Consider the following 21,476-nt stretch of genomic DNA (forward strand, 5'->3'; position numbering starts at 1 on the left):
CCTTGCGGTGCAGGGATTGGCAAGATGGCACAGAAGTTTTTGGCAGATTTCAGTCCGGTGAACCGAACGTGACTTGGATTTCATCTGCGTACCGCGCATGTATAGGGCATGATCGCGTTCAAGAAACCCGTCACGGCCGCTGTTGCGGCTTGCCTGTGTGCCGTCTCGCCTGCCCCGGCGCAGCAATTGGATGGTGTCGTCCAACTGGACGTTCTGGATGGGGGTCGGACCACCAACGGCACCTATCTGGGGGCATTGCGCCTGACCTTGCAGGATGGCTGGAAAACCTATTGGCGCGCGCCGGGGGATGCGGGGATTCCGCCGCAATTTGACTGGACCGGGTCGCGCAATGTTGGCGACGTGTCGATCACATGGCCTGCACCGAATGTGTTTGACCAGAAAGGCCTGCAATCCATCGGGTACGAGGATCAGTTGGTTTTGCCGGTCGAGATCACGCCGAAAAACCCTGCCAAGCCTGTTCGCCTGCGCGGCGAGATGGATTTGGGCGTCTGCAAGGATGTCTGCATCCCCGAGAGACTGGATTTCGACCATACTCTGGATGCCAAGGCCGAGCGCAACCCGGCCATCGCCGCAGCACTGGCCCAACGCCCGTTTTCCGCGAGAGAGGCCAATGTTTCAGCTGCACGATGCAGCCTGACACCTACGGCAGACGGCATGCAGATCGAAGCGCGCGTGACCATGCCCTCGGCAGGTGGACAGGAAATAGCGGTGATCGAACCGGGCAATCCGGTGCTTTGGGCCTCGCAGCCTGAAACAGTGCGTCAGGGCGGCACGCTAATCGCTACGGCTGAGGTGATCAACGCCTCGGGCGCGCCCTTCGCGTTGGATCGGTCCGAGATTCGGATCACGGTTCTGGGCGCAAACCACGCCGTAGATATTCAGGGCTGCACCGCGGGTTGATCACATGAGCCAATCCCCAAAGATCGGCGCGCTGGCCGTCGTGCTGCATCAAGATCAGGTGCTGCTGGTGCAACGCAGCAAACAGCCGGACCGGGGGCTGTGGGGTTTCCCCGGCGGCCATGTGGAATGGGGCGAAACCGTTCTTGAGGCAGCGCAGCGCGAGCTGTTCGAAGAAACCTCGGTCACCGCGGAACCGCTGCACTATCTGGGCAATCTGGATCTGCTGCGACGGGATGAGGCAGGAGAGGTCATCTCACACTACCTGCTCATCGGCGTGGCCTGCCGCTATCAGTCCGGCGAGCCCAAAGCCGGAGATGACGCATTGGACGCGCGCTGGTTTCCGATTGAGCAGATACGTCAGGGCGACTTGCAGATGAGCGCGCGCGTGCCTCAGCTTTTGGAACGAGCCCTGCGCGTGGGCTAAGTGCCAACCCGGCCTTTCAGCCGCACATAAAGCAATCCGGACGCTGCAAAGCTGAGCGCCAGTATCGGGAGTGCTCCTGCCAAAAACGCACCCAGCCCCATATCGAAGACACCCGCTCCGCCCTCGTCCGGGTAGAGCGCAGAGAGTATGCCCATCGGTGCACCAGCAACTGCAGGCCACACCATCGTCACTGCAAACCACAGCATCAGCACGACCCCGGTGGCCGCAACAGCGCCCTGCATCACCCGATCCGGCGCGCGCATGGCCCGGCGCATGGCTGTCATCGGACGGGAGACGTCATTCAGAATAGCCAGCAAGGCAGGAACCAGAACCAAAACCAGCAACATGCCGAAACCCAAGCCGTAGACCAGAGTGATCACAGTTGGCTTCAAAAATTGTGCTTGCTGAGAACCTTCATACAGCAACGGCGTCAGGCCCAACACTGTCGTCAGCGTCGTCAGCATCACCGGGCGCAACCGGTCAGCCGTGCCTTCGACAATCGACGGGACCAGACCGCGTTCCTGCTGATAGCCATCTATGGTTGTCACCAAAACAATTGAATCATTGATGATAATCCCGGTCATGCCGAGCAGGCCAACAACCGTGAACATGCTCAGCGGCACATCCCAGATATAATGCCCCCAGATCGCACCCACCAAGCCAAACGGGATAATGGCCATCACCACAAGAGGTCTGGACCAACTGGCAAAGACCCAGGCCAGCACCAGATAAATCCCGGTCAAACACAGAATCAGGCCCGTGCGCGCCTCGGAGAGGAACTCGTTTTCCTGCTCACTCAGCCCCGCCATGCGCCATTCTACCTGTCGTTCAGCAGCGATATTGGGCAGAATCTCTTCGTTCAGCGCGCGTTCAATCTCGGCCGCGCGGGTCGGATCATCCTCGGAAATGTCGCCATTCACCGAGATCACCCGCAGCCCATTCTCGCGCCGTACGGTCGAGAAGCCCGATTTCCGCTCGACCGAGACAATATCGGCCAGCGGCACATACACCCCGTCGGGTGTGCGCATCAGGGTGCGTTCCAGGAAGTCAGCCGTCAGCTCGCCTTCGGGCAGTTCCACCCTGATTTCAGCGCTGCGTGGCCCGTCCGGGAAGGTCGCAGCCTCGATCCCGTTCAACCTGTTGCGCAATACGCGCCCCAGAGTTTCGATGCGGAAGCCCAAAGCCTGCCCCTGCGCGGTCAGGTCAAGAATGTACTCTTCCTTGTCATAAGCGAGATTATCCTCAAGCGCCGAAACCTCGGGGTATTTTGACAGTTCAGTCTGAAGGTCCTCAGACGCAGCCTTGAGCGTGTTCACATCGGAACCGTAGAACTGCACGTCGATGGCATCGCCACCTGGGCCAGACCGCCAGCCTCGGAAGCTGATCAGCTCGACCTTGGGATGGCGGGGCACGAAATCCTGAAGCTCGCCCACAAACTCAAAACTGGAATAGGGGCGCAAGTCGGCATCAATCAGTTCGATCGAGATACCGCCCAGCAGATCATCATCCTTGCCTTCGGCGGCAGACAGGCCAAAACCGGCGCTGCCGCCAACCTCAGCCAGAACATAATCGATGGGGTTGCGGCCATGGCGTTCTTCGTAAATTGCGCCCAGTTCTTCAGCGGCTTGCTGCAACTGGCGCATCATCTCGAACGTATCGGACCGGGTCGCCCCTTCGGCCATGATAAAGTTGCCGGTAACCGAACCGCGCTCGGGTGCGTTGAAGAACCGCCAGTTCACGTCGCCACGGATGAACAATGCAATCTGGCTGGCCAGAATGACAACCATCAAGGCGACAACCACATAGCGTGCCCAGACCACCCAGGCGATGAAGGGCCGGAACAGGCGATCCCGCACCCAGCGGAACCCGCGGTTGACCACCCGGTTGGGCAGGTCGTACCAATGCTCCTTCGCCGAATGGGCGATCGCATGGGCCATGTGGTTGGGTAGGATCAGGAAACATTCGATCAGCGAGGCCGCAAGTACAGCGATCACTGTGAATGGGATATCCCGGATCAACTCTCCGAACCGACCACCGACAAGGGTCAGGCCGAAGAACGCGATCACGGTTGTTAATGTCGCTGCGAATACCGGCATGGCCATCCGTCGGGCGGCGCGTTCAGCCGCAACCATGGGCGGTTCGCCCAGACGGCGGGCACGAAAATCAGCGTGTTCGCCCACGACGATCGCGTCGTCCACCACAATGCCTAGGGTGATGATCAGGCCGAACAAAGAGACCATGTTGATCGACAGTCCGCCTAGGTACATCAGCGCAATGGCGGCTGACATCGCGACGGGAATGCCTGCGGCCACCCAGAAAGCAATCCGCGCATTGAGGAACAGAAAAAGCAGGCACACAACCAGCCCAAGCCCGACAAGGCCGTTGTCGATCAGAATGTCCAGCCGGTCTGTGATCGACTGCGCCCGCGTTCGGATCAACTCGACCGTGACGCCTTCGGGCAGGCTGGCCTGCATCTCGGCCACCACGTCTTCGACCTGATGTTGAATGCCGATGGCATCGCCCAGATTAGAACGATCCACCCGGATGGACATGGCCGGATCTTCGCCCACGAAATAGCTTCGATTGCGATCAACCCCTTCAACCCGGATCTGTGCGACATCGCCCACGAACAGTTTGGATCCGTCTGCAAAATTGCGCAGTGCGATGCCTTCGATCTCTTCCGGGGTGCGCTTCTCCGAACCTGTTCGGATACGGGCATTGGCGCCCGTGACATCCCCGGCTGGGCTGGCGTTAACCTCAGCCGCAATGGCCGAGGAGATGTCAGACAAGGCAATGTCGTTTGCGATCAACTGCGCCGTCGGAACTTCCACTACCACACGCGGCGCGGCCAAGCCGCGGATCGTGGTGCGCGTAACACCCGCAGCGAACAGCCTGTTGATCAGTTCATCGGTAAACTTCGCCAATTGGTCAGGCGCTACTGGGCCGGTGATCACAACATCGGTCACACGATCACGCCACGCCCCCCGCCGGATCGAGGGTTCTTCGGCGTCTTCGGGCAGGCTGGTGACACTATCAACAGCGGTCCGAACATCTTCGACGGCGCGGGACATATCCCAGTTGGCTTCGAACTCAAGCCGGATGTTCGCCGACCCTTCTCGTGAAGTGGCTGTGGTACTGGCTACGCCCTCGACCGCCAGCAGCTCGGGCTCCAGCAGCTGAACGATCCCGTTATCAACATCCTCGGGACCCGCGCCCTCCCACTCGACGTCGACATCGACCCGTTCCAGAATGACATCCGGAAAGAACTGCGCGCGCATGTTCGGGATCGCCGCGGCCCCCAAAACCAGCATGACCAGCAGCAGCAAATTGGCGACCGTCCGGTGCCGGGTGAAATAACTGAGAATGCCGCCCGCCGCGCTTGGGATTTCGCGCATCATAGCGCTTATCCCCCGGCCCGGTTTTCAATACGACGGACCAGCGAGGCAGGCACTTGCGCCGCTTCCAACTGACCCAACATTCGGGTTTTGACATCCTGAGGCATACCTTCGCTGGCCTCAACCTGTGCAACAAGCTGCGCGCGCTGCGTATCCGTCAACTCGACCATATCCGCGTCGGCGCTTTCCTCAACCCGCAGGGGGCGCACGCGCACGCCGGAACCCAGCAGCGGCGTGCGGCCAATCACAACCTCGCGGCCTTCCAGGCCGGCGCCGCGCAGCAAAACCTCATCACCCTGCCGTCGTATCAATTGCACCGGTAAGGTTTCCAGACGGTCATCCGCGCCCAGCACCAAAACCGTGCCCGCCGCGTCTAGAACGGATGAGGGCAAACGCACAACGGCGTCGACCGCCTGTTCCTGAACGGTGACCGTCACAAAATCCCCTGGTTTGAAGCCCGAGGCGCTATCCAATCGTGCAAAGATCAGACGACCTGTCTGCCCCTCACCCGCTGATCCGCTGTCGCGGCTGATCCGTCCTGTTGCGGTCAGGTCGGCCCCCGTCACCTCAAGCGACACCGTTACCGGAGCGTTTAGTAGGGTGCCATCTTCATCCAGCAATCGGACAAATTGGGCCGTCGAAACCCGAAAGGCGACTTCCAACGCATCAGGGTCTACCAGCTCAGCCAGTTTTTCGTTGGCCGAAACCAAGCGCCCCTCTACCAATGTGACATCGGTCAGTGTACCGCCGAACCCGGCTCGAATGGTCATATCATCCAGATCGCGTTCTGCCGCTTCAAGGGCAATCCGCGCACGCGCTAGTAGTGTTGTGGCCTGATCCACACGTGATTCAGCCTGCGCCAGGGCGATACGACGCGCCAGAACAGATTGCTGGGCCGAGGTGGCAGACAATTCGGCCTCTTCCACGCTCGCAGTCGCGCCCACACCTCGGGATTCCAGGTCGCGTTGCCGTTGAAGGGCACGTTCACGCAGCTCAGCCTGCGCTTCTGCCGATTTCAACTCATCCTGCGCCAGCAGCAGGGATCGTTCCGCATCGCGCTCCTCGAACTGGGCATCCAGCAGATCGGATTTGGCCCGGTCCAAGGCGGATTGCGTATCCGCAGGGTCCAGCTCGACCAGAATTTCACCCGCCGTGACCGTCCCGCCATCCTCGAAGTCATCGGCGAGTGAGATCACACGCCCCCCCAGCGCCGCGCGCAGTTCAAGCCGGCGGCGACTTTGCACCTCACCAAAGGCCTCCAGATAGGGCGTTACGGTCTGTAGCTCGGCTGTTCTGACCGACACTGTAAACACACGCTCGCGCGCCGGGGGTTTTGCGGTGTCGCGCGCAATCACGTCTTGCACAGCACCTGTGATCATCTGGACAGCGACAAACAGCAAAGCCAACGTCAGCGACGCCAGAAAGACACCGACAAGACTCTGCCTTAGAAAACGCATTCTCACTTACCCCGGTTGCAATGGGCTGCCTTGCGCAAAATGTAGCTGGACCGTGAAATATGCCAAGCCACAATGCGGTTATAAGGTGTTAAACGTAGGACCAGTCTACTTCCGTCGCAGATGTTCGTCCAATCGCGGCATTATTTCCACAAAGTTGCAGGGGCGATGGCGGTAGTCGAATTGTTTTTCCAAAATACCGTCCCATGCATCCTTGCACGCACCCGGGCTGCCCGGCAGGGCAAACAGATAGGTGCCGCCAGCAACACCGCCTGTGGCGCGGGACTGCACGGCAGAGGTTCCGATCTTCTCCATCGACAGAATGGTGAAGACGGTTCCAAAGGCATCGATCTCTTTCTCATAGACGTCGCGATGCGCCTCGACCGTGACATCGCGCCCGGTCAGGCCCGTGCCTCCGGTTGAGATCACAACATCGATCTGAGGGTCCGCGATCCATATGCGTAACTGATCAGCGATCTGCGCTCGCTCATCGGGTAAGATCTGCCGATCTGCAACGGCATGACCCGCCGCTTCGATCCGATCGACCAGCGTTTGGCCAGACCGGTCCTGTTCGATTGATCGCGTGTCTGAGACCGTCAGGACAGCAATGCGGACAGGGATAAAAACTTTGGTTTCATCAATGCGCGACATGCGGGGTCAGGTCCTTTCCATGATTGCCAGTCGGACGGCAAGGGCCGTGAAGATGCCTCCGGTGACCCAGCCCATAACCCGCGACGCGCGGGGGTTTGAAACCAGCACCTTTCCCGCACCCCCGGCAAAAACCCCGACCAGACCGTTCACAACAAAGCCACCCAGCGCAATAATCATGCCGAAGATCAGGAACTGCACCAGGATCGAGCCCGAAGCGGGATCCACAAATTGCGGTATGAAGGCCAGCACAAACAAGATGACTTTGGGATTGGTCAGGTTCACCACCATACCGTCGCGAAAGGCCATTCGCGTTGGTTTGACATCGCTCTCAATCGGCAAGTTGCCGTTTCGGAACGCGTCCCAAGCAAGATAAAGTAGGTAAGCAACGCCCACCCAACGGATAACATCGAATACCCATGGGATGGTCGATACCACTGCACCCAACCCCAAACCTGCCAGCAAAACATGGACAAAAGAGCCCGCCGATATCCCGGCACTGGCCGCCAAGGCAGGTTTTGCACCAGATCGCAGGCCCTGTCCGAAGCAGAACATCATGTCCGCCCCCGGCGTGAGATTAAGGACCAGCGCCGCCGGGATGAATGTCAGCAGCGTGACAGTCTCGATCATCACGACACCTCGAACCAGTTCACTTTGGGCCCCAGATTGGCGATCTGCGTTCGTCCAAGACTACCACGATACCCCCAGCTGTCATGGATGTGACCACAGAAGACCAGCTTGGGCTGAAGCCGTTCCACGGCATCGCGCACGGCCACCGAGCCGACGGAGATACCTTGCGATGTCACGTCCCCGTGCCCTTTCGGCGGAGAATGCACGATCAGAAAATCGGCAGTGTCACAGCGATCCAGCAGTTCCGAAGCCTCTGGCTCGGACAGATCGCAGGACCACTCGCCAAACGGCGTTGCAGGCACCCCGTAACCCAGCCCGAACAGGTGTATCCCGTCGACCGTCATTCCGGTGCCATGCAGGACATGGACGCTATCTGGCGCAGCATCGGTCAGCTCATCCGCGCTTTCCGCATTTCCCGGCACCAGCACCAGCGGGGCCGAGATACCCGACAGCATCTGCATCGCCTCGCCCAGTCCCTGGCGCATATTGCAGTAATCCCCGGCCCCAATCACCAGATCGGCCTGCGCGCTGGCCTCCACCAGATCAGCCGCCCGGTTGCGCGCCATATGAAGGTCTGAGAAAGCCAGAATGCGCATCACCCTGCCCCCAGCCTTGCTTTCAACTCCAAAAGATCGGCCCAGGCCTCTCGTTTCATCTGCGGCTGGCGCAGTAGGTAGGCGGGGTGGAACATCGGGATCACCGGCAAATCCAGCGCGTGTTCCCAAGTACCGCGCAACCGTGTGATGCCGCGTTTGCCCAGGACAGCCTGACAACTGATATTGCCCATCACCACCAGAACCTCGGGCTTGGCCAGCGCCACATGGCGTTCCAGAAACGGCTTCATCATACCGATCTCTTCCGGCTTCGGATCGCGGTTCTGCGGGGGACGCCAGGGCAACACATTGGTGATATAGGCATTCTGCGTGCGATCCAGATCAATCGCCGCCAACATCCGATCCAGCAACTGACCTGCCCGCCCGACAAAGGGCTTACCTTCGCGGTCTTCATCCCGGCCCGGAGCCTCTCCGATGATCATCACACGCGCACCAGCCGTACCATCGGCAAACACCAACTGCCGCGCACCGCGCTTTAGCTCACAATGCTCAAATGCGTCCATCGCCGCGCGCAATTCATCCAGTGATCCGGCGCTTTGTGCTGCGGACTTTGCGATGGCGACCGGGTCAACCTGCATGGCTTTCTCCGGCGCGGCCGCGGGGCTTGCCGGTTTCTTGGACTTGGGCGCAGTATCCGGCAGCGCGTAGCGGTCGACCGGCGCGTCGCCAATCGCCTCGGTCACGCCCAGTTCGATCTGCCAGTCCAACAGCGCCCGTGCGGTGTGATAGTCCATGCCCGATTCCATACCCCACAATCTAACCGGCTTTTGACCGATGGAAAGCGAATAGACCTTGCCACGGCGCTGGGTCGCACCGACCATGATCCTGTTATGCTATCGATCTTGCGATTCCTTCTGATTGCTCTGCTTCTCAGCACCCCGGCAGGCCCGCTGCAGGCACAGCCTTCCATCGGCAATGACCAATGCCGCGGGGGTCAATTCGCCTGTGGCAGCCGCTGTTGTTCGGGCGGGCAGAGGTGCAGCTTTGATGGCCACTGCATCCCGCTGGGCGGCACTTATTGCGGCGGTGGGCGCAGCTGTGGCCCGTTTGAACGCTGTGTCGCAGGCGGAGCGCGATGTGCACCACAAGGTGCAAATGCCTGCAATTCCAGCCTCGATTGCCCTAGTGGGAGCCGCTGCAATGGCCGTGGCAAATGCGAACTGATCCGCCCAGATATTGATCTGAACCTGCCGCAGCCCTGCTCTGATGGCCGGATCTGCGTGCGCGGATCTTACTGCATGCCGCAAGGTGGATGCTCGCGTCCTGGATGGTACTTGTGCGAAAAAACCGGGTCTCAGTGCCGCCAGGGTTTTAAATGCTCCAGAAATCAGGGCTGTGTCCCGGTCAAAGCCATCGATTGCGGGTACGGCAAATGGTGCAAACCGGGTGAACAATGCCTGCCCGAAGGTGGATGCCAGAAACTGCCCGACAGCACAGAACCTTAGGTTGCCTTGCCCGGCGCAGCTTTCTATAAGCGGTCCGATTGTCAGACAGGAGCCCGCCCATGCGTTTCGCCCATCGTCACCTTCTTGGCATCGAGCATCTGTCGCAATCTGATATCACCGCCATTCTCGACCTTGCTGAGACCTATGTCGATCTGAACCGCCAGTCGACCAAGCACTCGGATGTGCTGTCCGGGCTGACCCAGATCAATATGTTCTTTGAAAACTCGACCCGCACGCAAGCGAGCTTTGAGATCGCGGGTAAGCGTCTGGGTGCAGATGTGATGAATATGGCGATGCAGGCCAGTTCGATCAAAAAGGGCGAAACCCTGATTGATACAGCGATGACATTAAACGCGATGCATCCCGACCTGCTGGTGGTGCGGCATCCACAATCTGGCGCAGTCGATCTGCTGGCGCAAAAGGTGAATTGCGCTGTGCTGAATGCAGGCGACGGGCGGCACGAACATCCGACACAGGCGCTGCTGGATGCGTTGACCATCCGCCGCGCCAAGGGTCGTTTGCACCGCCTGAACATCGCCATTTGCGGCGATGTGGCCCATTCCCGCGTGGCACGTTCGAACTTGATCCTGCTGGGCAAGATGGAGAACCGCATCCGTCTGATCGGGCCACCCACGCTGGTGCCTGCGCAATTCGCCGAGTTCGGGGCCGAGATTTATGACGATATGACCGAAGGCCTGCGGGATGTGGATGTCGTCATGATGCTGCGCCTTCAGAAAGAGCGGATGGATGGCGGGTTCATCCCGTCAGAGCGCGAGTATTATCACCGCTATGGCCTTGATGCAGTCAAGCTTGCGCAAGCCAAACCCGACGCCATCGTCATGCACCCGGGTCCAATGAACCGAGGGGTCGAGATCGACGGTACGCTGGCGGATGACATCAACCGATCGGTCATTCAGGAACAGGTCGAGATGGGCGTCGCCGTCCGCATGGCCGCCATGGAACTGCTGGCCCGCAACCTGCGAGAGGCCGCATGAGCGACCTGACCGTCCTTCCCCACGAACGTGGCGTCATCCGCCTGTTTGCACTGCACATGCGCCCGGAAGAGGCCAAGTTCCTGCGCGAACCGGGTGCCGCTGGTCAGGTTTTAGGGGTTGCAGATCTGGACCCTGAACAGATCGACATCTTTCCTGTGTCCGACCTCGAAGACCTGGGCCTTTGGGGGTATCTGAACGACGGGTGCGGCGTGTCCGAAGACCAACTGGATCGCGTGGCGCTTGATGCAGTCGAAGGCTGGGTCATGGCTCTGCGCAGCGCCGCGTTCAAAAGACAGCCTGCGGTGCTTGCCTCCGATCCGCGCGTGCAGCTGATTGGTCTGTTCACGGAAGATGCCACAAACTGGAGTGGCGGTCGGATCGAAACCGAAAGCGCCAAGCCGTTTTCGGCGCCGCAGACACCGGCGCAAGACGACAGGCCGCGCCGAATGGGATCGGCCGCGCTGGCCTTGTTCATATTGATGGTGATCGGAGGTGCCCTGTGGCTGATCTTGTGATCTTCACCCCCGACAAGGGCGCGTATATTCGCACCAACGCCTGGCTGGCCGCCGTTGCAATGGCCGGGGCGATGGCCGTACTTTGGCTGATCGGCAACCCCTATGTCTGGACCGGCGCACCAGCTGGCCTGGCCGCCATCGGCCTGCGCGCTTGGTATCTGGCCTCGGAAGAACTGACGGCCAAATGGGAAATGACCGATACTTTGCTAACGGGCCCCGGCCCGCGCAAGGTCGCACTTACCCAGATCGAGGCCGTGAACACCATGGGCAGCTTCGTTCAACTTGTGACCAAAAACGGCGATAAACATCTGATCAAATACCAAGCGGATCCAACCGCCACCAAAGCCGCTATCGAAAGGGCCTTGCCATGAGCACCGTTCTGTTTACCAACGCGCGCCTGATCGATCCTGAAACCGGGCTGGACTCGACCGGATGGCTGCATGTCGCGGACGGGCGGATCGTTTCTAAGGGCAACGGCGATGCCCCCGCGGTGGATGGGCAGGTCGTGGACTGCAATGGCAAATGCCTAGCCCCTGGCATTGTCGATATCGGCGTTAAAGTTTGTGAGCCGGGCGAGCGGCACAAGGAAAGCTATAAATCCGCAGGTCTCGCGGCAGCGGCGGGTGGGGTGACCACGATGGTTACGCGCCCTGACACCACACCTGCCATCGACACGCCGGAAACGCTGGAATTTGCTACACGCCGCGCCCAGGCTGATACGCCTGTGAACGTTCTACCAATGGCTGCCCTGACGAAGGGACGCGAAGGGCGCGAGATGACCGAGATCGGTTTTCTCATGGATGCCGGTGCGGTGGCCTTTACGGATTGCGATCATGTGGTGACCAACACCAAGGTGTTCTCTCGCGCGCTGACCTATGCACGGTCGTGCGGGGCGTTGGTGATTGCGCATCCGCAGGAACCGGGCCTCAGCGCCGGGACTGCTGCAACCAGCGGTAAGTTCGCCGCGTTGCGCGGCCTGCCCGCAGTTTCAGCCCGGGCGGAACGGATGGAGCTGGACCGTGACATCGCATTGCTAGAGATGACTGGCGCAGCCTATCACGCAGATCAGATCACCACGGCCCGCGCTTTGCCCGCATTAGAGCGCGCCAAGCGCAACGGATTGGACATCACCGCCGGAACCTCGATCCACCATCTGACGCTGAATGAGTTGGACGTGGCCGACTATCGCACCTTCTTCAAAGTCAAACCGCCGCTTCGGTCAGAAGATGACCGACAAGCGGTGGTTGAGGCGGTGCGAAGCGGTCTGATCGACACGATCAGTTCCATGCACACCCCGCAGGACGAGGAAAGCAAACGCCTGCCGTTTGAAGAGGCTGCATCGGGCGCGGTTGCGTTGGAGACATTGCTGCCGGCAGCGTTGCGCCTGTATCATTCGGGCCAGTTGGACCTTCCGACCCTGTTCCGTGCCATGACCCTGAACCCGGCCAAACGCCTGGGTTTGAACAGTGGTCGTTTGTCCAAAGATGCGCCAGCCGACCTGGTTTTATTTGATCCTGATATTCCGTTTGTGCTGGACCGGTTTACACTCCGATCCAAATCGCAAAACACGCCATTTGACGGGCAGCGGATGCAAGGTAAGGTCATTGCGACCTATGTGGCCGGCAAAGAAGTCTACCGGAGAACTTGATGCCCCTGATTGACAGTACACAATCCGAATTGCTGCTGTGGGCGGCCATGGGCTACCTGTTGGGCTCGATCCCCTTTGGCCTGATCCTGGCCAAGCTTATGGGGCTGGGCAATCTGCGCCAGATCGGGTCGGGCAACATCGGGGCCACCAATGTGTTGCGGACCGGCAACAAGGCTGCCGCCGCCCTGACCCTGCTGTGTGACGCCGCAAAAGGCGCAGTTGCGGTTCTGCTGGCGCGCGCCTTTGCCGGTGAAGACGCAGCCCAGATTGCCGCGCTGATGGCGTTTCTGGGTCATTGCTATCCCGTTTGGCTAAACTTCAAGGGCGGTAAGGGCGTGGCCACCTTCCTTGGCCTTTGGCTGGCGCTGGATTGGCGGGTCGGTGTTGCCTGCTGTCTGACGTGGCTGGTTGCGGCGGCGATCTGGCGGATATCCTCGATCGGCTCACTGGCGGCGGCTGCGTTGTCGACCACCTGGATCGTGGTGCTGACGGATGGTTCCACCTTCGTTTTGGGTATTGCGCTTACCTTGCTGGTCTACTGGCGCCACAACGCCAATGTAGCCCGCATCAAGGCGGGGACTGAGCCCAAAATCGGAAAACCGTGACTGCGACCGACGCGTTTACCCGCGCTTTTTTCGCATTGCCATTGGGCACATTCACTGGCCGCGCCCATGATCGGCGCTATGTCGTCTCACGCCAGGTCACGGCAGGAAACCGATCCCATAAGCTTGTGGCGCATGAGCTCGGTGGCACGGACTATATCAGCCTGAACCTTTACCAAACCCGCAACAGCGGTGCGTTGCTACGCCCTTGCGAAATGCCTACCCAAAAGGTCGTCGCCTTTGTTCTGGCGCTGACACCCGAAGGCCGACCCAACCACATTTCTGAACAGCATCTCTGCGCCTCTGCACAATCACAATTGATTGCTTTGAACGTGAACATCCGGCTTCCCACCTGAGGTTTTGTGACGGCCAATTACCGGTCGCACAGGACAAAATCCGGGATCGCAAATCGCAATTACGGCGACCAAGCGCATCCTCTTTCACGAAAGGTGAAGCTATGAACACGTTTAAATCTCTGATCGGTGGCGTTGCGCTGTCTGTTGCTCTGGCAACTTCAACCCTTGCAGCTGGCGTAGAAATCAATGCCAGCTCGACCGGGCTAGCGATGCAGGGCTATGACCCGGTTGCGTATTTTACCGAAGGTGAAGCCACCAAGGGCGACTACCGCATCACCACGCTGCATGATGATGCGATGTACCGCTTCTCATCCGAGGAAAACAAAGCCGCGTTTGAAGCGAACCCCGAAGCGTATCTGCCTGCTTACGGCGGCTACTGCGCCTTCGGTGCAGCGATGGGCTTCAAGTTTGATGGTGACCCGAACCACTGGAAGATTGTTGACAACACACTGTACCTGAACCTGTCGCAAGACATCCAGGAACGCTGGGAAGGCGACATTCCGGGCTTCATCGAACAGGCCAGCGCAAACTGGGAGAACATTGCAGACAAAGCTCCGGCCGAACTGCAGCAATAACCCGTATTCGGCAACTTTTGCGGTGGGAACAGAGATGTTCCTGCCGCGCTCAAATCCCACTCTGAACGGAATACGCTTTGTAACCCGCCAGATTGATCAAAACCCGGCGCGTGTCGCCGGGTTTTGTTGTTCAGACATCCAAGATTGTGCTGCCCGTAGTCTGACGCGCCTCAAGCGCGCGATGTGCGTCGGCGATCTGATCCAGAGGGAAGCGCTGATCGATATGTATCTTGACCTCGCCGCCTTCGACCTTACCAAACAACCGCCGCGCCATCGCCTGACAGATCGTATGATCGCCGATATGCGTAAACAAGGTTGGGCGGGTGATCTTGAGCGATCCTTTCTGCCCCAAGATCCCGATATTCACAGGCGGAACCGGCCCCGAAGCATTGCCGAATGAGATCATCATCCCGAGCGGTTTCAGACAGTCCAGCGACCCTTCGAACGTGTCGGCGCCGACCGAGTCCATCACCACGTCAACGCCTTTCCCATTGGTGATCTCGGCCACGCGTTCGACGAAGTTCTCGGTGCGGTAGTTGATGCAATGCGATGCGCCGTTGAACTGGGCCAGCGCGCATTTCTCATCCGTACCGGCAGTACCGATCAGAGTGATGCCTTCGGATTTCGCCCATTGGCAGGCGATCAGGCCCACACCCCCGGCCGCAGCGTGGAACAACACTGTATCCCCGCGACGCAAAGGCGTGGTGCGGTGGAACAGATATTCAACGGTCATGCCCTTCAGCATCATCGCCGCCGCCGCTTCGAATGAAATGCCGTCTGGCAACGGACAGACCTGAGCCGCCGGCATCACCCGCGCTTCGCAATAGGCGCCCGACGGTGCGGCAGCATAGGCTGCGCGCTGACCCGGTGTCAGATGGGTGACCCCGTCGCCAACCGCTTCGATCACACCCGATGCTTCCATCCCAAGCGCATGTGGCAACTCCAGCGGATAAAGGCCGGTGCGCTGATAAACATCGATGAAGTTCAGGCCGCAGGCATGATGGCGGATAAGAACCTCACCCGGACCGGGATCACCCAAGGGCCGATCTTCGATCTGCAAGACCTCGGGGCCGCCGAATTCGTGGATAACGACTGTGCGCGCAGTATTCTGCATTCTGAACCTCCTCTTGCCTGATCCCAAGCTAGCATGCTTGCGTGACAGGGCAATCAGGAGCTTGTGCTGTGGCGAGTTTGCGCGCGGATCAACCCCCGCGCATCGCCACTAGCCTGCAACGCTCAAAACGATCTTGCCAATATGAGTCGAGCTTTCCATATGGGTATGCGCTGCCGCAGCATCGGCCAGGGGGAATTCGCTGTCCATAACCGGGGCAACCTTACCGGCGGCCAGCAAAGGCCAGACGGCCTCACGCAGGTCCAGTGCAATCCGGGCCTTGGCCAGATCACTTTGCGGGCGCAAGGTACTGCCGGTCAGCGTCAGACGCTTGACCATCATCAGGGCAAAATTCAATTCTGCCACTGGGCCTTGCAGGAACGCGATCTGAACCAGCCGCCCGTCCTCGGCCAGAGCCTTAACGTTACGCGGGATGTAGTCACCACCCACCATGTCGAGGATCAGGTTCGCCCCACCTTCGGCCCGCATGACGCCCACAAAATCTTCGTCGCGGTAGTTGATGGCCTTCTCGGCCCCAAGTTTCAGGCAGGCGGCACATTTATCATCCGAGCCAGCCGTTGCAAAGACCCGCGCACCAAAGGCATTGGCAAGCTGGATCGCAGTGGTTCCGATGCCGCTGGACCCACCATGAACAAGGAACCGCTCGCCTGGTTTCAGACCGCCGCGCGTGAACACGTTGGACCAGACGGTAAAGAACGTCTCTGGCAGGCAAGCCGCTTGCTTCATGTCCATCCCGTCCGGCACTGGCAGGCAATGGGCAGCGGGTGTGGCGACGTATTCGGCGTAACCGCCACCGGGCAACAAGGCGCAGACCTTATCGCCCAATGCCAAGCCCTCGACGCCTGCGCCCACGGCAACTACCTCGCCCGAGGCTTCCAGCCCCGGCAGATCACTGGCTCCGGGCGGGGGGTCATAGGCCCCGGCACGTTGCAAAGCGTCCGGGCGATTCACCCCGGCATAGGCGACCTTCAGAACAACCTGCCCGGCCCCGGCCGTCGGGATCGGGCGTTCGGTCAGCTTCAGGACGTCGGGTCCACCGGGCTGAGTGATTTCGACAGCGCGCATCATCTGGGTCATGGGCAAATCTCCTTTGCCCAATGCCTAGCTGTCATCTGGGCAAAGGCCAAGCTTTGACTACTTGCGCGGATTCAGCAGGCCCGGCAAATCTGCTCGCATCTTCATCGGGGCCTTGACCTGACCTGCCAGCCAATTCGGAACGGCCAGAAACGGCTTGAACAACGGGTTGCTGTTGACCTGCGCCTTCAGCTTTTCGAACTGCATCACGTCGCCGATACGCCTGTCCAGAAACTCCCACGTCTTCTGGTGATCAGGCGAATCGTCCCCCAGCCAGAACAAAAGGGTCGAGGAATAGACGCCCGACAGCGTCGCCCGCTTGGTGTACCAGTTCACGTCATCCGACGTGTCACCCAATGCATCCCAGATCAGATCGCAGGTGCCCCAAACCGCCTTGGCCCCGTCACCTGCATGCATTGGCAGGGCAAACAAAGTCATGCCCCGGCGGACCAGTTCCTTGTCTTCGACCGCCTCAAGCCGGAACCGTACGGCGGCAGCGACCTTTTCGCGGAACTTGAGCGCGCTGAGGTCCTCAGATTTGATCCGATCCAGCATCATCTGGTCCCCACGCGCATGATAGGCCAGCGCCAGATCAACCGCGCCGCGCGGGCAAATCGCCCGGGCTAGACCGTCATCCAGATCGCACTCTGCAATGGCGGCGCGAAAGCTGGTTTCGGACCATCCGTCAAACGGAACATGGGCAAGCATCGCGTCCAGCATCTGCTGTTTTGCGTCTTCATAGGTCACTGTCATGGCGGTTCTCCGGTGTTCGGGGCCAGTACTAGACAAGATAGAACGGCTTTGCTATACGGCCAACTCCTGCAATTTCCTTGCAACTCTATCTAGAAAGGTGGTGACAACCACATGCAGGTTAGTGTTCGCGACAATAACGTCGATCAGGCACTTCGTGCCCTGAAGAAAAAGCTGCAGCGCGAAGGCGTGTTCCGTGAAATGAAGCTGAAGCAACATTTCGAGAAACCGTCCGAGAAAAAAGCGCGCGAGAAAGCTGAAGCGATCCGCCGTGCCCGTAAACTGGCACGCAAGAAAGCCCAGCGCGAAGGTATGCTCTAAGCAGCGACCCGTCTCGTCCAGCTTTGGATGACACTATTTGACGACCCCCGAGGCCCCGCCCGGGGGTTTGTCGTTTCTAAGACCGGTTTGATCTTGCCGACTCGTGTATGACACTGTGCGACAAGCTGCCATTTCAGCCCCGGCAGGATTTTGCCCGGCATTTTGCAGCGCAGCGAATCCCGCATTGGTAGCACAGCGATGCCCAAATTCGCCTGCCAGATCAGCCCACCTATCCGCAACAGGAAAGGTCTTTGTATCAGCCTCTCGTCTACCCAGACACCAAATCAAAAACGGAGGCTACTATGTCGACTGCAAGCACAATCGAGCGAGAAATGCTCGCACTTATTAATGAAGAGCGAACTTCCCGCGGGCTGAACCCGCTGCAGCTGGAAACCAATCTGAACGCATCTTCCGAGGATCACAGCACCTGGATGCTGGATCGCGATATCTTCAGCCATACAGGCGCGGGCGGGTCCAGCGCGACCCAGCGGATGCAGGCTGCGGGGTTTGATCTGTCGGGCAGCTGGCGCACAGGTGAAAACATCGCCTGGCAATCTGAGCGCGGCGCGCCGGGGATCAGCGACGATGTCGCACAGCTGCATCAGAACCTGATGAACAGCCCAGGCCACCGCGCCAATATCCTGAATCCGAACTTTGAATATATCGGGATTGGGATCGAAACGGGCGATATGCAGGGTTTTGACGCCGTGATGGTCACGCAAAACTTTGGCGCAACAGCGGGTACGGTGGACCTGGATACAGGCACGACCCCAACACCTACGCCGATGCCCGAAGAACCAGAGGTGCCCGAAGAGCCCGAAACACCGGAAGAGCCTGAGACACCCGAGGAACCTCAGACGCCGGAAGTTCCAGAAGAACCAGAGACACCAACTGAACCTGAAACTCCGGAAGAACCGGAAACACCGGAAGAGCCTGAAACGCCAGAAGAACCGGAAACGCCTGCGGAGCCGGAAACGCCAGAAGAACCGGAAACGCCTGCGGAGCCGGAAACGCCAGAAGAACCGGAAACGCCTGCAGAGCCGGAAACGCCGGAGGAACCAGAGACTCCCGTGGAACCCGAAACGCCAGAGGAGCCCGAAGAACCTGTGGAACCTGAGACTCCGGAAGAACCAGAGGTGCCTGAAGAGCCAGAAACGCCTGAACCAACGGCTGAGAACGGTTTCGATATCGAAGCCTTCGTTGCGGCGCTGGAAGAATTCCTGAACGAGGTGCTGGCACTGGTCGATGATTTCGACTGGATCGATATCGAACTACCCGCCGCGCAACCTGGTGGTGACGTACCAATGGATGACGGTCTGATCCTGATCCCGGAAGCGGGCGATGACGCAACGCCGCCGACAGAAGAACCCGTCGCGGGCTTCACCGACGATGATGACATGCTGATCTTCACTCCAATGGGTGGCGAATGCATGATGGACGTCGCCTAACGGCTGGCACTTGGGCAGGGCGCGAGACATCGCGCCCCGCTTTTCTTGGGTCAGAGACCCGTTTCGCCTAGTAGATTTTCGGGACGTACAACTCGTCGGGCAGAATGCGACGTTCGTAGTCAGGGTTGTACCTACGATCAGGCAGATCGACCCGCTCCTGCGGCACGTCCGTATAAGGGATCTTGGTCAACAGGTGCTCGATACAGTTCAGGCGTTCGCGCTTTTTGTCATTGCCCTCGACAATGTACCACGGCGCCTCAGAGATGTTCGTGCGGAATAACATATCCTCTTTGGCCTTGGTGTAGGATTCCCAACGAATGCGGGATTCCAGATCCATCGGAGACAGTTTCCACTGTTTCATCGGATCATGAATCCGCATGAGGAATCGCAGCTGTTGTTCTTCATCGGTGATCGAGAACCAGTATTTCAGCAAGATGATCCCGGACCGAACCAACATCCGTTCAAATTCGGGAACGTCCTGAAAGAACTGTTCGACCTGATCCTCGGTCGCAAAGCCCATGACGCGTTCAACCCCGGCGCGGTTGTACCAGGACCGATCAAAGAAAACGATCTCGCCCGCCGCAGGCAAATGCGGGACATAGCGCTGGAAATACCACTGGCTTTGTTCCCGTCGGCTGGGCGCAGGCAGCGCCACCACGCGCGCGACCCTAGGATTCAGACGCTGGGTGATCCGCTTGATCACGCCCCCCTTGCCCGCACTGTCGCGGCCTTCGAACAGGATGCACACTTTGGCCCCGGTATGCTGCACCCAATCCTGAACCTTGATCAGCTCGGCTTGCAGGCGCAGCAAGTTGCGGAAATAGACCTTGCGATCCAGCATATCTGGATGCTGATCCTTGTAGATCTTGCGCACTTCCATCGACAGCATGGGTTCGCTGAACTCGATCTCAAAATCTTCGTCCAGCGTGTCTTCCAACTCGGCCTCTAGCCAGTCTTTGGGAGAGTCGTTGTTTTCATACGCCAAAGTCTGTTCCTTCTTCATTCACCGGGTGCGGACAGTAATGCGCCTGTGTAACCGCCTGATGTCATCGGATAAGTTGATCTTATTGCCGGCGCCGATGAGGTGACCGCTGCCATGTAAAGACATTACGTGCAATTCTGGACCGCTCGCGCAGGGGATACAACCGTAAGAATTGCCGCAACTGGAAAGGCTTGCACCAGGGAAAGCTGAGCGCCATGACTAAGCCAGTCGAACTGTCGAGGCCACCATGGCGTATGTGTTGACCCTTCTTCCGATGATCTGGCCTTGGATGATCCTGATCGCGGCCCAGATTACCGCGCTGAGCGGACGGATGGGCGTGGCATTGGCGCTGTTGGTGCTGTTCATCAGCGTCGGCTCAGTTGCCAATCTGATCACGCCATGGGCGATTTCAGTGATTGCGATCGGGTTGCTAGGGGCCGCGACCCTGCCACGCCTGAGCGGCGCGATGGCAGTTGCCGGACATACACTTCTGATCCTGTGGTGTTTCGCCCTGGGCGCGCATCTGGTTCCTGGGTTCAACAATCTGCTTATCTTGGATCAGGTCTATGCCGGTGAAAAGAGCGCCACGTTTACAATGTATCTGAACCTCGACAAACCAATGGTATTCTTTGCGGTCCTCTTGGTTTGGCCCAGCATGCTGTTTGCGCGTCAGAAAACCAATGCCACGTGGCTCGTCATCGGGCTTGCCCTACTGCCGCTGATCTTTCTTGCCGCTGTTTCAATCGGGGCGCTGCGGCCAGAGGTTAAACTGCCCCCGTGGTGGCTGGTCTTTGCAGTTTCAAACCTGTTTCTAACCTGTTTCACGGAAGAGGCATTTTTTCGCGGCTACCTGCAATCTCTGTTCAGTTCGAAACTTGGCCCTATTGGTGGCGTTGTCGCAGCCAGCCTGTTGTTCGGTTTGGCGCATTTCGGCGGTGGTCCAGCCCTGATGATCTTTGCCACGGTGCTGGGCTTGGGTCTGGGGTTGGCCTATGCCGCGACCGGGCGGCTTTGGGTACCGATTGCGATGCACTTTGCCTTTAACTTTGTCCACCTCGCCTATTTCACCTATCCCGTGTCGGCCTGATCAGACCGGCAAGGCCGTGGTCTTGAACACCGTCCGCAAGGCAAACGAGCTTTGCATCTGCGCCACGCCCGGCAGGCGCGACAGATATTGGCGGTGAATGCGGGCGAAATCTTCGGTGTTTTCGGCGACAACTTTCAGAAGATAATCTGCTGTCCCTGCCATCAGGTGACATTCCAACACATCCGGAATGCGGGCCACCGCCTTCTCGAATGAATCCAGAACTTCTTCGGCTTGACCCTGCAAGGTGATCTCGACAAACACGGTTGTGGGAACATTCATCTTCCGCGCGTCCAGCAAGGCCACGTAGTTTCGAATATAGCCCTCCAGCTCCAGCCGTTGGACCCGGCGATGGCAGGCCGAGGGTGAAAGGTTCACCTTTTCCGACAGGTCCGCATTCGAAACCCGACCATTCTTTTGCAGGGCGGCCAGAATCTTACGATCAGTCGTATCCAAGCTCATT

Annotated in this window: 24 protein-coding genes; 13 read left to right on the forward strand and 11 right to left on the reverse strand. The window is 59.2% G+C overall.

Annotated elements, in window-relative coordinates:
- Nucleotides 1–108 precede the first annotated feature (108 nt).
- Both ACR0EL_RS18125 and ACR0EL_RS18130 read left to right on the forward strand, forming a co-directional pair.
- Complete coding sequence (locus ACR0EL_RS18125) at nucleotides 109–921, forward strand: protein-disulfide reductase DsbD domain-containing protein (protein ID WP_480501456.1); 813 nt, start codon at nucleotides 109–111, stop codon at nucleotides 919–921.
- A 4-nt stretch (nucleotides 922–925) separates the two neighbouring features.
- Nucleotides 926–1,345, forward strand: coding sequence for an NUDIX hydrolase (locus ACR0EL_RS18130; RefSeq protein ID WP_480501457.1), 420 nt, complete (start codon nucleotides 926–928; stop codon nucleotides 1,343–1,345).
- Here ACR0EL_RS18130 and ACR0EL_RS18135 read toward each other — a convergent pair.
- From ACR0EL_RS18135 to ACR0EL_RS18160, 6 genes are all read right to left on the reverse strand, one after another.
- Nucleotides 1,342–4,743, reverse strand: a complete 3,402-nt coding sequence (locus tag ACR0EL_RS18135) for an efflux RND transporter permease subunit (RefSeq protein ID WP_480501458.1) — start codon at nucleotides 4,741–4,743, stop codon at nucleotides 1,342–1,344. The genes ACR0EL_RS18130 and ACR0EL_RS18135 overlap by 4 nt on opposite strands.
- A gap of 5 nt (nucleotides 4,744–4,748) precedes the next feature.
- Nucleotides 4,749–6,197, reverse strand: a complete 1,449-nt coding sequence (locus ACR0EL_RS18140; protein WP_480501459.1) for an efflux RND transporter periplasmic adaptor subunit — start codon at nucleotides 6,195–6,197, stop codon at nucleotides 4,749–4,751.
- Nucleotides 6,198–6,302: 105 nt separating this feature from the next.
- Nucleotides 6,303–6,845 carry a molybdenum cofactor biosynthesis protein B gene (gene moaB, locus ACR0EL_RS18145; protein ID WP_480501460.1) on the reverse strand — a complete coding sequence of 181 codons (543 nt, stop codon included), beginning with the start codon at nucleotides 6,843–6,845 and terminating at the stop codon, nucleotides 6,303–6,305.
- 6 nt (nucleotides 6,846–6,851) lie between these two features.
- A complete protein-coding gene (locus tag ACR0EL_RS18150) occupies nucleotides 6,852–7,472 on the reverse strand; it encodes a LysE family translocator (RefSeq protein WP_480501461.1) in 621 nt (206 codons plus the stop codon).
- Entirely contained in the window at nucleotides 7,472–8,068 is a 597-nt protein-coding gene (locus ACR0EL_RS18155) for a metallophosphoesterase family protein (RefSeq protein WP_480501462.1), read from the reverse strand. Before ACR0EL_RS18155 ends, ACR0EL_RS18150 begins: the two co-directional genes overlap by 1 nt.
- A complete protein-coding gene (locus ACR0EL_RS18160) occupies nucleotides 8,068–8,832 on the reverse strand; it encodes a uracil-DNA glycosylase (protein WP_480501514.1) in 765 nt (254 codons plus the stop codon). The genes ACR0EL_RS18155 and ACR0EL_RS18160 overlap by 1 nt, the downstream gene beginning before the upstream one ends.
- A gap of 241 nt (nucleotides 8,833–9,073) precedes the next feature.
- Between ACR0EL_RS18160 and ACR0EL_RS18165 the strand changes: the two genes are divergently transcribed.
- The 8 genes from ACR0EL_RS18165 to ACR0EL_RS18200 all read left to right on the forward strand — a co-directional run bounded on the left by ACR0EL_RS18165 (nucleotide 9,074) and on the right by ACR0EL_RS18200 (nucleotide 14,222).
- Entirely contained in the window at nucleotides 9,074–9,250 is a 177-nt protein-coding gene (locus ACR0EL_RS18165) for a hypothetical protein (RefSeq protein ID WP_480501463.1), read from the forward strand.
- Between the two features lie 340 nt (nucleotides 9,251–9,590).
- Nucleotides 9,591–10,526, forward strand: coding sequence for an aspartate carbamoyltransferase catalytic subunit (locus tag ACR0EL_RS18170; RefSeq protein ID WP_353013558.1), 936 nt, complete (start codon nucleotides 9,591–9,593; stop codon nucleotides 10,524–10,526).
- The gene (locus tag ACR0EL_RS18175; RefSeq protein WP_480501464.1) at nucleotides 10,523–11,041 is read left to right on the forward strand and encodes a hypothetical protein; all 519 of its coding nucleotides are present in this window, start codon (nucleotides 10,523–10,525) and stop codon (nucleotides 11,039–11,041) included. Before ACR0EL_RS18170 ends, ACR0EL_RS18175 begins: the two co-directional genes overlap by 4 nt.
- On the forward strand, nucleotides 11,026–11,412 hold the full coding sequence (locus ACR0EL_RS18180; protein WP_480501465.1) for a hypothetical protein: 387 nt from the start codon (nucleotides 11,026–11,028) through the stop codon (nucleotides 11,410–11,412). Before ACR0EL_RS18175 ends, ACR0EL_RS18180 begins: the two co-directional genes overlap by 16 nt.
- On the forward strand, nucleotides 11,409–12,689 hold the full coding sequence (pyrC, locus tag ACR0EL_RS18185; protein WP_480501466.1) for a dihydroorotase: 1,281 nt from the start codon (nucleotides 11,409–11,411) through the stop codon (nucleotides 12,687–12,689). Before ACR0EL_RS18180 ends, pyrC begins: the two co-directional genes overlap by 4 nt.
- The gene (plsY, locus tag ACR0EL_RS18190; protein ID WP_480501467.1) at nucleotides 12,689–13,294 is read left to right on the forward strand and encodes a glycerol-3-phosphate 1-O-acyltransferase PlsY; all 606 of its coding nucleotides are present in this window, start codon (nucleotides 12,689–12,691) and stop codon (nucleotides 13,292–13,294) included. The genes pyrC and plsY overlap by 1 nt, the downstream gene beginning before the upstream one ends.
- A complete protein-coding gene (locus ACR0EL_RS18195; protein ID WP_480501468.1) occupies nucleotides 13,291–13,647 on the forward strand; it encodes a hypothetical protein in 357 nt (118 codons plus the stop codon). Before plsY ends, ACR0EL_RS18195 begins: the two co-directional genes overlap by 4 nt.
- A gap of 101 nt (nucleotides 13,648–13,748) precedes the next feature.
- Nucleotides 13,749–14,222: a YHS domain-containing (seleno)protein gene (locus ACR0EL_RS18200; RefSeq protein ID WP_353013544.1), complete on the forward strand. Its 474-nt coding sequence runs from the start codon at nucleotides 13,749–13,751 to the stop codon at nucleotides 14,220–14,222.
- Between the two features lie 130 nt (nucleotides 14,223–14,352).
- Here the strand turns inward: ACR0EL_RS18200 and ACR0EL_RS18205 are convergent, their stop codons facing one another.
- The 3 genes from ACR0EL_RS18205 to ACR0EL_RS18215 form a co-directional block, all read right to left on the reverse strand.
- Complete coding sequence (locus tag ACR0EL_RS18205) at nucleotides 14,353–15,336, reverse strand: quinone oxidoreductase family protein (protein ID WP_480501469.1); 984 nt, start codon at nucleotides 15,334–15,336, stop codon at nucleotides 14,353–14,355.
- A 108-nt stretch (nucleotides 15,337–15,444) separates the two neighbouring features.
- Entirely contained in the window at nucleotides 15,445–16,431 is a 987-nt protein-coding gene (locus ACR0EL_RS18210) for an NAD(P)H-quinone oxidoreductase (RefSeq protein WP_480501470.1), read from the reverse strand.
- Nucleotides 16,432–16,488: 57 nt separating this feature from the next.
- The gene (locus ACR0EL_RS18215) at nucleotides 16,489–17,181 is read right to left on the reverse strand and encodes a COQ9 family protein (protein ID WP_480501471.1); all 693 of its coding nucleotides are present in this window, start codon (nucleotides 17,179–17,181) and stop codon (nucleotides 16,489–16,491) included.
- Between the two features lie 111 nt (nucleotides 17,182–17,292).
- Between ACR0EL_RS18215 and rpsU the strand changes: the two genes are divergently transcribed.
- Both rpsU and ACR0EL_RS18225 read left to right on the forward strand, forming a co-directional pair.
- On the forward strand, nucleotides 17,293–17,499 hold the full coding sequence (gene rpsU, locus ACR0EL_RS18220) for a 30S ribosomal protein S21 (RefSeq protein WP_008207378.1): 207 nt from the start codon (nucleotides 17,293–17,295) through the stop codon (nucleotides 17,497–17,499).
- Between the two features lie 302 nt (nucleotides 17,500–17,801).
- Nucleotides 17,802–18,947 carry a CAP domain-containing protein gene (locus ACR0EL_RS18225; RefSeq protein ID WP_480501472.1) on the forward strand — a complete coding sequence of 382 codons (1,146 nt, stop codon included), beginning with the start codon at nucleotides 17,802–17,804 and terminating at the stop codon, nucleotides 18,945–18,947.
- Nucleotides 18,948–19,014: 67 nt separating this feature from the next.
- Here the strand turns inward: ACR0EL_RS18225 and ppk2 are convergent, their stop codons facing one another.
- A complete protein-coding gene (ppk2, locus tag ACR0EL_RS18230; protein WP_353013533.1) occupies nucleotides 19,015–19,950 on the reverse strand; it encodes a polyphosphate kinase 2 in 936 nt (311 codons plus the stop codon).
- A gap of 226 nt (nucleotides 19,951–20,176) precedes the next feature.
- Here ppk2 and ACR0EL_RS18235 point away from each other — a divergent pair, with 226 nt between their 5' ends.
- The gene (locus tag ACR0EL_RS18235; RefSeq protein ID WP_480501473.1) at nucleotides 20,177–21,016 is read left to right on the forward strand and encodes a CPBP family intramembrane glutamic endopeptidase; all 840 of its coding nucleotides are present in this window, start codon (nucleotides 20,177–20,179) and stop codon (nucleotides 21,014–21,016) included.
- On the opposite strand, the gene ACR0EL_RS18240 is transcribed toward ACR0EL_RS18235, so the two are convergent.
- Complete coding sequence (locus ACR0EL_RS18240; protein ID WP_480501474.1) at nucleotides 21,017–21,475, reverse strand: Lrp/AsnC family transcriptional regulator; 459 nt, start codon at nucleotides 21,473–21,475, stop codon at nucleotides 21,017–21,019.
- Between the last annotated feature and the right edge of the window lies 1 nt (nucleotide 21,476).

The organism is Ruegeria sp. AH12 (genome assembly GCF_056541465.1).

What these genes read in the sequence shown, in the direction of transcription:
- ACR0EL_RS18125 (WP_480501456.1), top strand. Translation starts at nt 109, where the DNA reads ATGATCGCGTTCAAGAAACCCGTCACGGCCGCTGTTGCGGCTTGCCTG.
- ACR0EL_RS18130 (WP_480501457.1), top strand. Translation starts at nt 926, where the DNA reads ATGAGCCAATCCCCAAAGATCGGCGCGCTGGCCGTCGTGCTGCATCAA.
- ACR0EL_RS18135 (WP_480501458.1), bottom strand. Translation starts at nt 4,743, where the DNA reads ATGATGCGCGAAATCCCAAGCGCGGCGGGCGGCATTCTCAGTTATTTC.
- ACR0EL_RS18140 (WP_480501459.1), bottom strand. Translation starts at nt 6,197, where the DNA reads ATGCGTTTTCTAAGGCAGAGTCTTGTCGGTGTCTTTCTGGCGTCGCTG.
- moaB (WP_480501460.1), bottom strand. Translation starts at nt 6,845, where the DNA reads ATGTCGCGCATTGATGAAACCAAAGTTTTTATCCCTGTCCGCATTGCT.
- ACR0EL_RS18150 (WP_480501461.1), bottom strand. Translation starts at nt 7,472, where the DNA reads ATGATCGAGACTGTCACGCTGCTGACATTCATCCCGGCGGCGCTGGTC.
- ACR0EL_RS18155 (WP_480501462.1), bottom strand. Translation starts at nt 8,068, where the DNA reads ATGCGCATTCTGGCTTTCTCAGACCTTCATATGGCGCGCAACCGGGCG.
- ACR0EL_RS18160 (WP_480501514.1), bottom strand. Translation starts at nt 8,832, where the DNA reads ATGGAATCGGGCATGGACTATCACACCGCACGGGCGCTGTTGGACTGG.
- ACR0EL_RS18165 (WP_480501463.1), top strand. Translation starts at nt 9,074, where the DNA reads ATGGCCACTGCATCCCGCTGGGCGGCACTTATTGCGGCGGTGGGCGCA.
- ACR0EL_RS18170 (WP_353013558.1), top strand. Translation starts at nt 9,591, where the DNA reads ATGCGTTTCGCCCATCGTCACCTTCTTGGCATCGAGCATCTGTCGCAA.
- ACR0EL_RS18175 (WP_480501464.1), top strand. Translation starts at nt 10,523, where the DNA reads ATGAGCGACCTGACCGTCCTTCCCCACGAACGTGGCGTCATCCGCCTG.
- pyrC (WP_480501466.1), top strand. Translation starts at nt 11,409, where the DNA reads ATGAGCACCGTTCTGTTTACCAACGCGCGCCTGATCGATCCTGAAACC.
- plsY (WP_480501467.1), top strand. Translation starts at nt 12,689, where the DNA reads ATGCCCCTGATTGACAGTACACAATCCGAATTGCTGCTGTGGGCGGCC.
- ACR0EL_RS18200 (WP_353013544.1), top strand. Translation starts at nt 13,749, where the DNA reads ATGAACACGTTTAAATCTCTGATCGGTGGCGTTGCGCTGTCTGTTGCT.
- ACR0EL_RS18205 (WP_480501469.1), bottom strand. Translation starts at nt 15,336, where the DNA reads ATGCAGAATACTGCGCGCACAGTCGTTATCCACGAATTCGGCGGCCCC.
- ACR0EL_RS18210 (WP_480501470.1), bottom strand. Translation starts at nt 16,431, where the DNA reads ATGACCCAGATGATGCGCGCTGTCGAAATCACTCAGCCCGGTGGACCC.
- ACR0EL_RS18215 (WP_480501471.1), bottom strand. Translation starts at nt 17,181, where the DNA reads ATGACAGTGACCTATGAAGACGCAAAACAGCAGATGCTGGACGCGATG.
- rpsU (WP_008207378.1), top strand. Translation starts at nt 17,293, where the DNA reads ATGCAGGTTAGTGTTCGCGACAATAACGTCGATCAGGCACTTCGTGCC.
- ACR0EL_RS18225 (WP_480501472.1), top strand. Translation starts at nt 17,802, where the DNA reads ATGTCGACTGCAAGCACAATCGAGCGAGAAATGCTCGCACTTATTAAT.
- ppk2 (WP_353013533.1), bottom strand. Translation starts at nt 19,950, where the DNA reads ATGAAGAAGGAACAGACTTTGGCGTATGAAAACAACGACTCTCCCAAA.
- ACR0EL_RS18235 (WP_480501473.1), top strand. Translation starts at nt 20,177, where the DNA reads ATGGCGTATGTGTTGACCCTTCTTCCGATGATCTGGCCTTGGATGATC.
- ACR0EL_RS18240 (WP_480501474.1), bottom strand. Translation starts at nt 21,475, where the DNA reads ATGAGCTTGGATACGACTGATCGTAAGATTCTGGCCGCCCTGCAAAAG.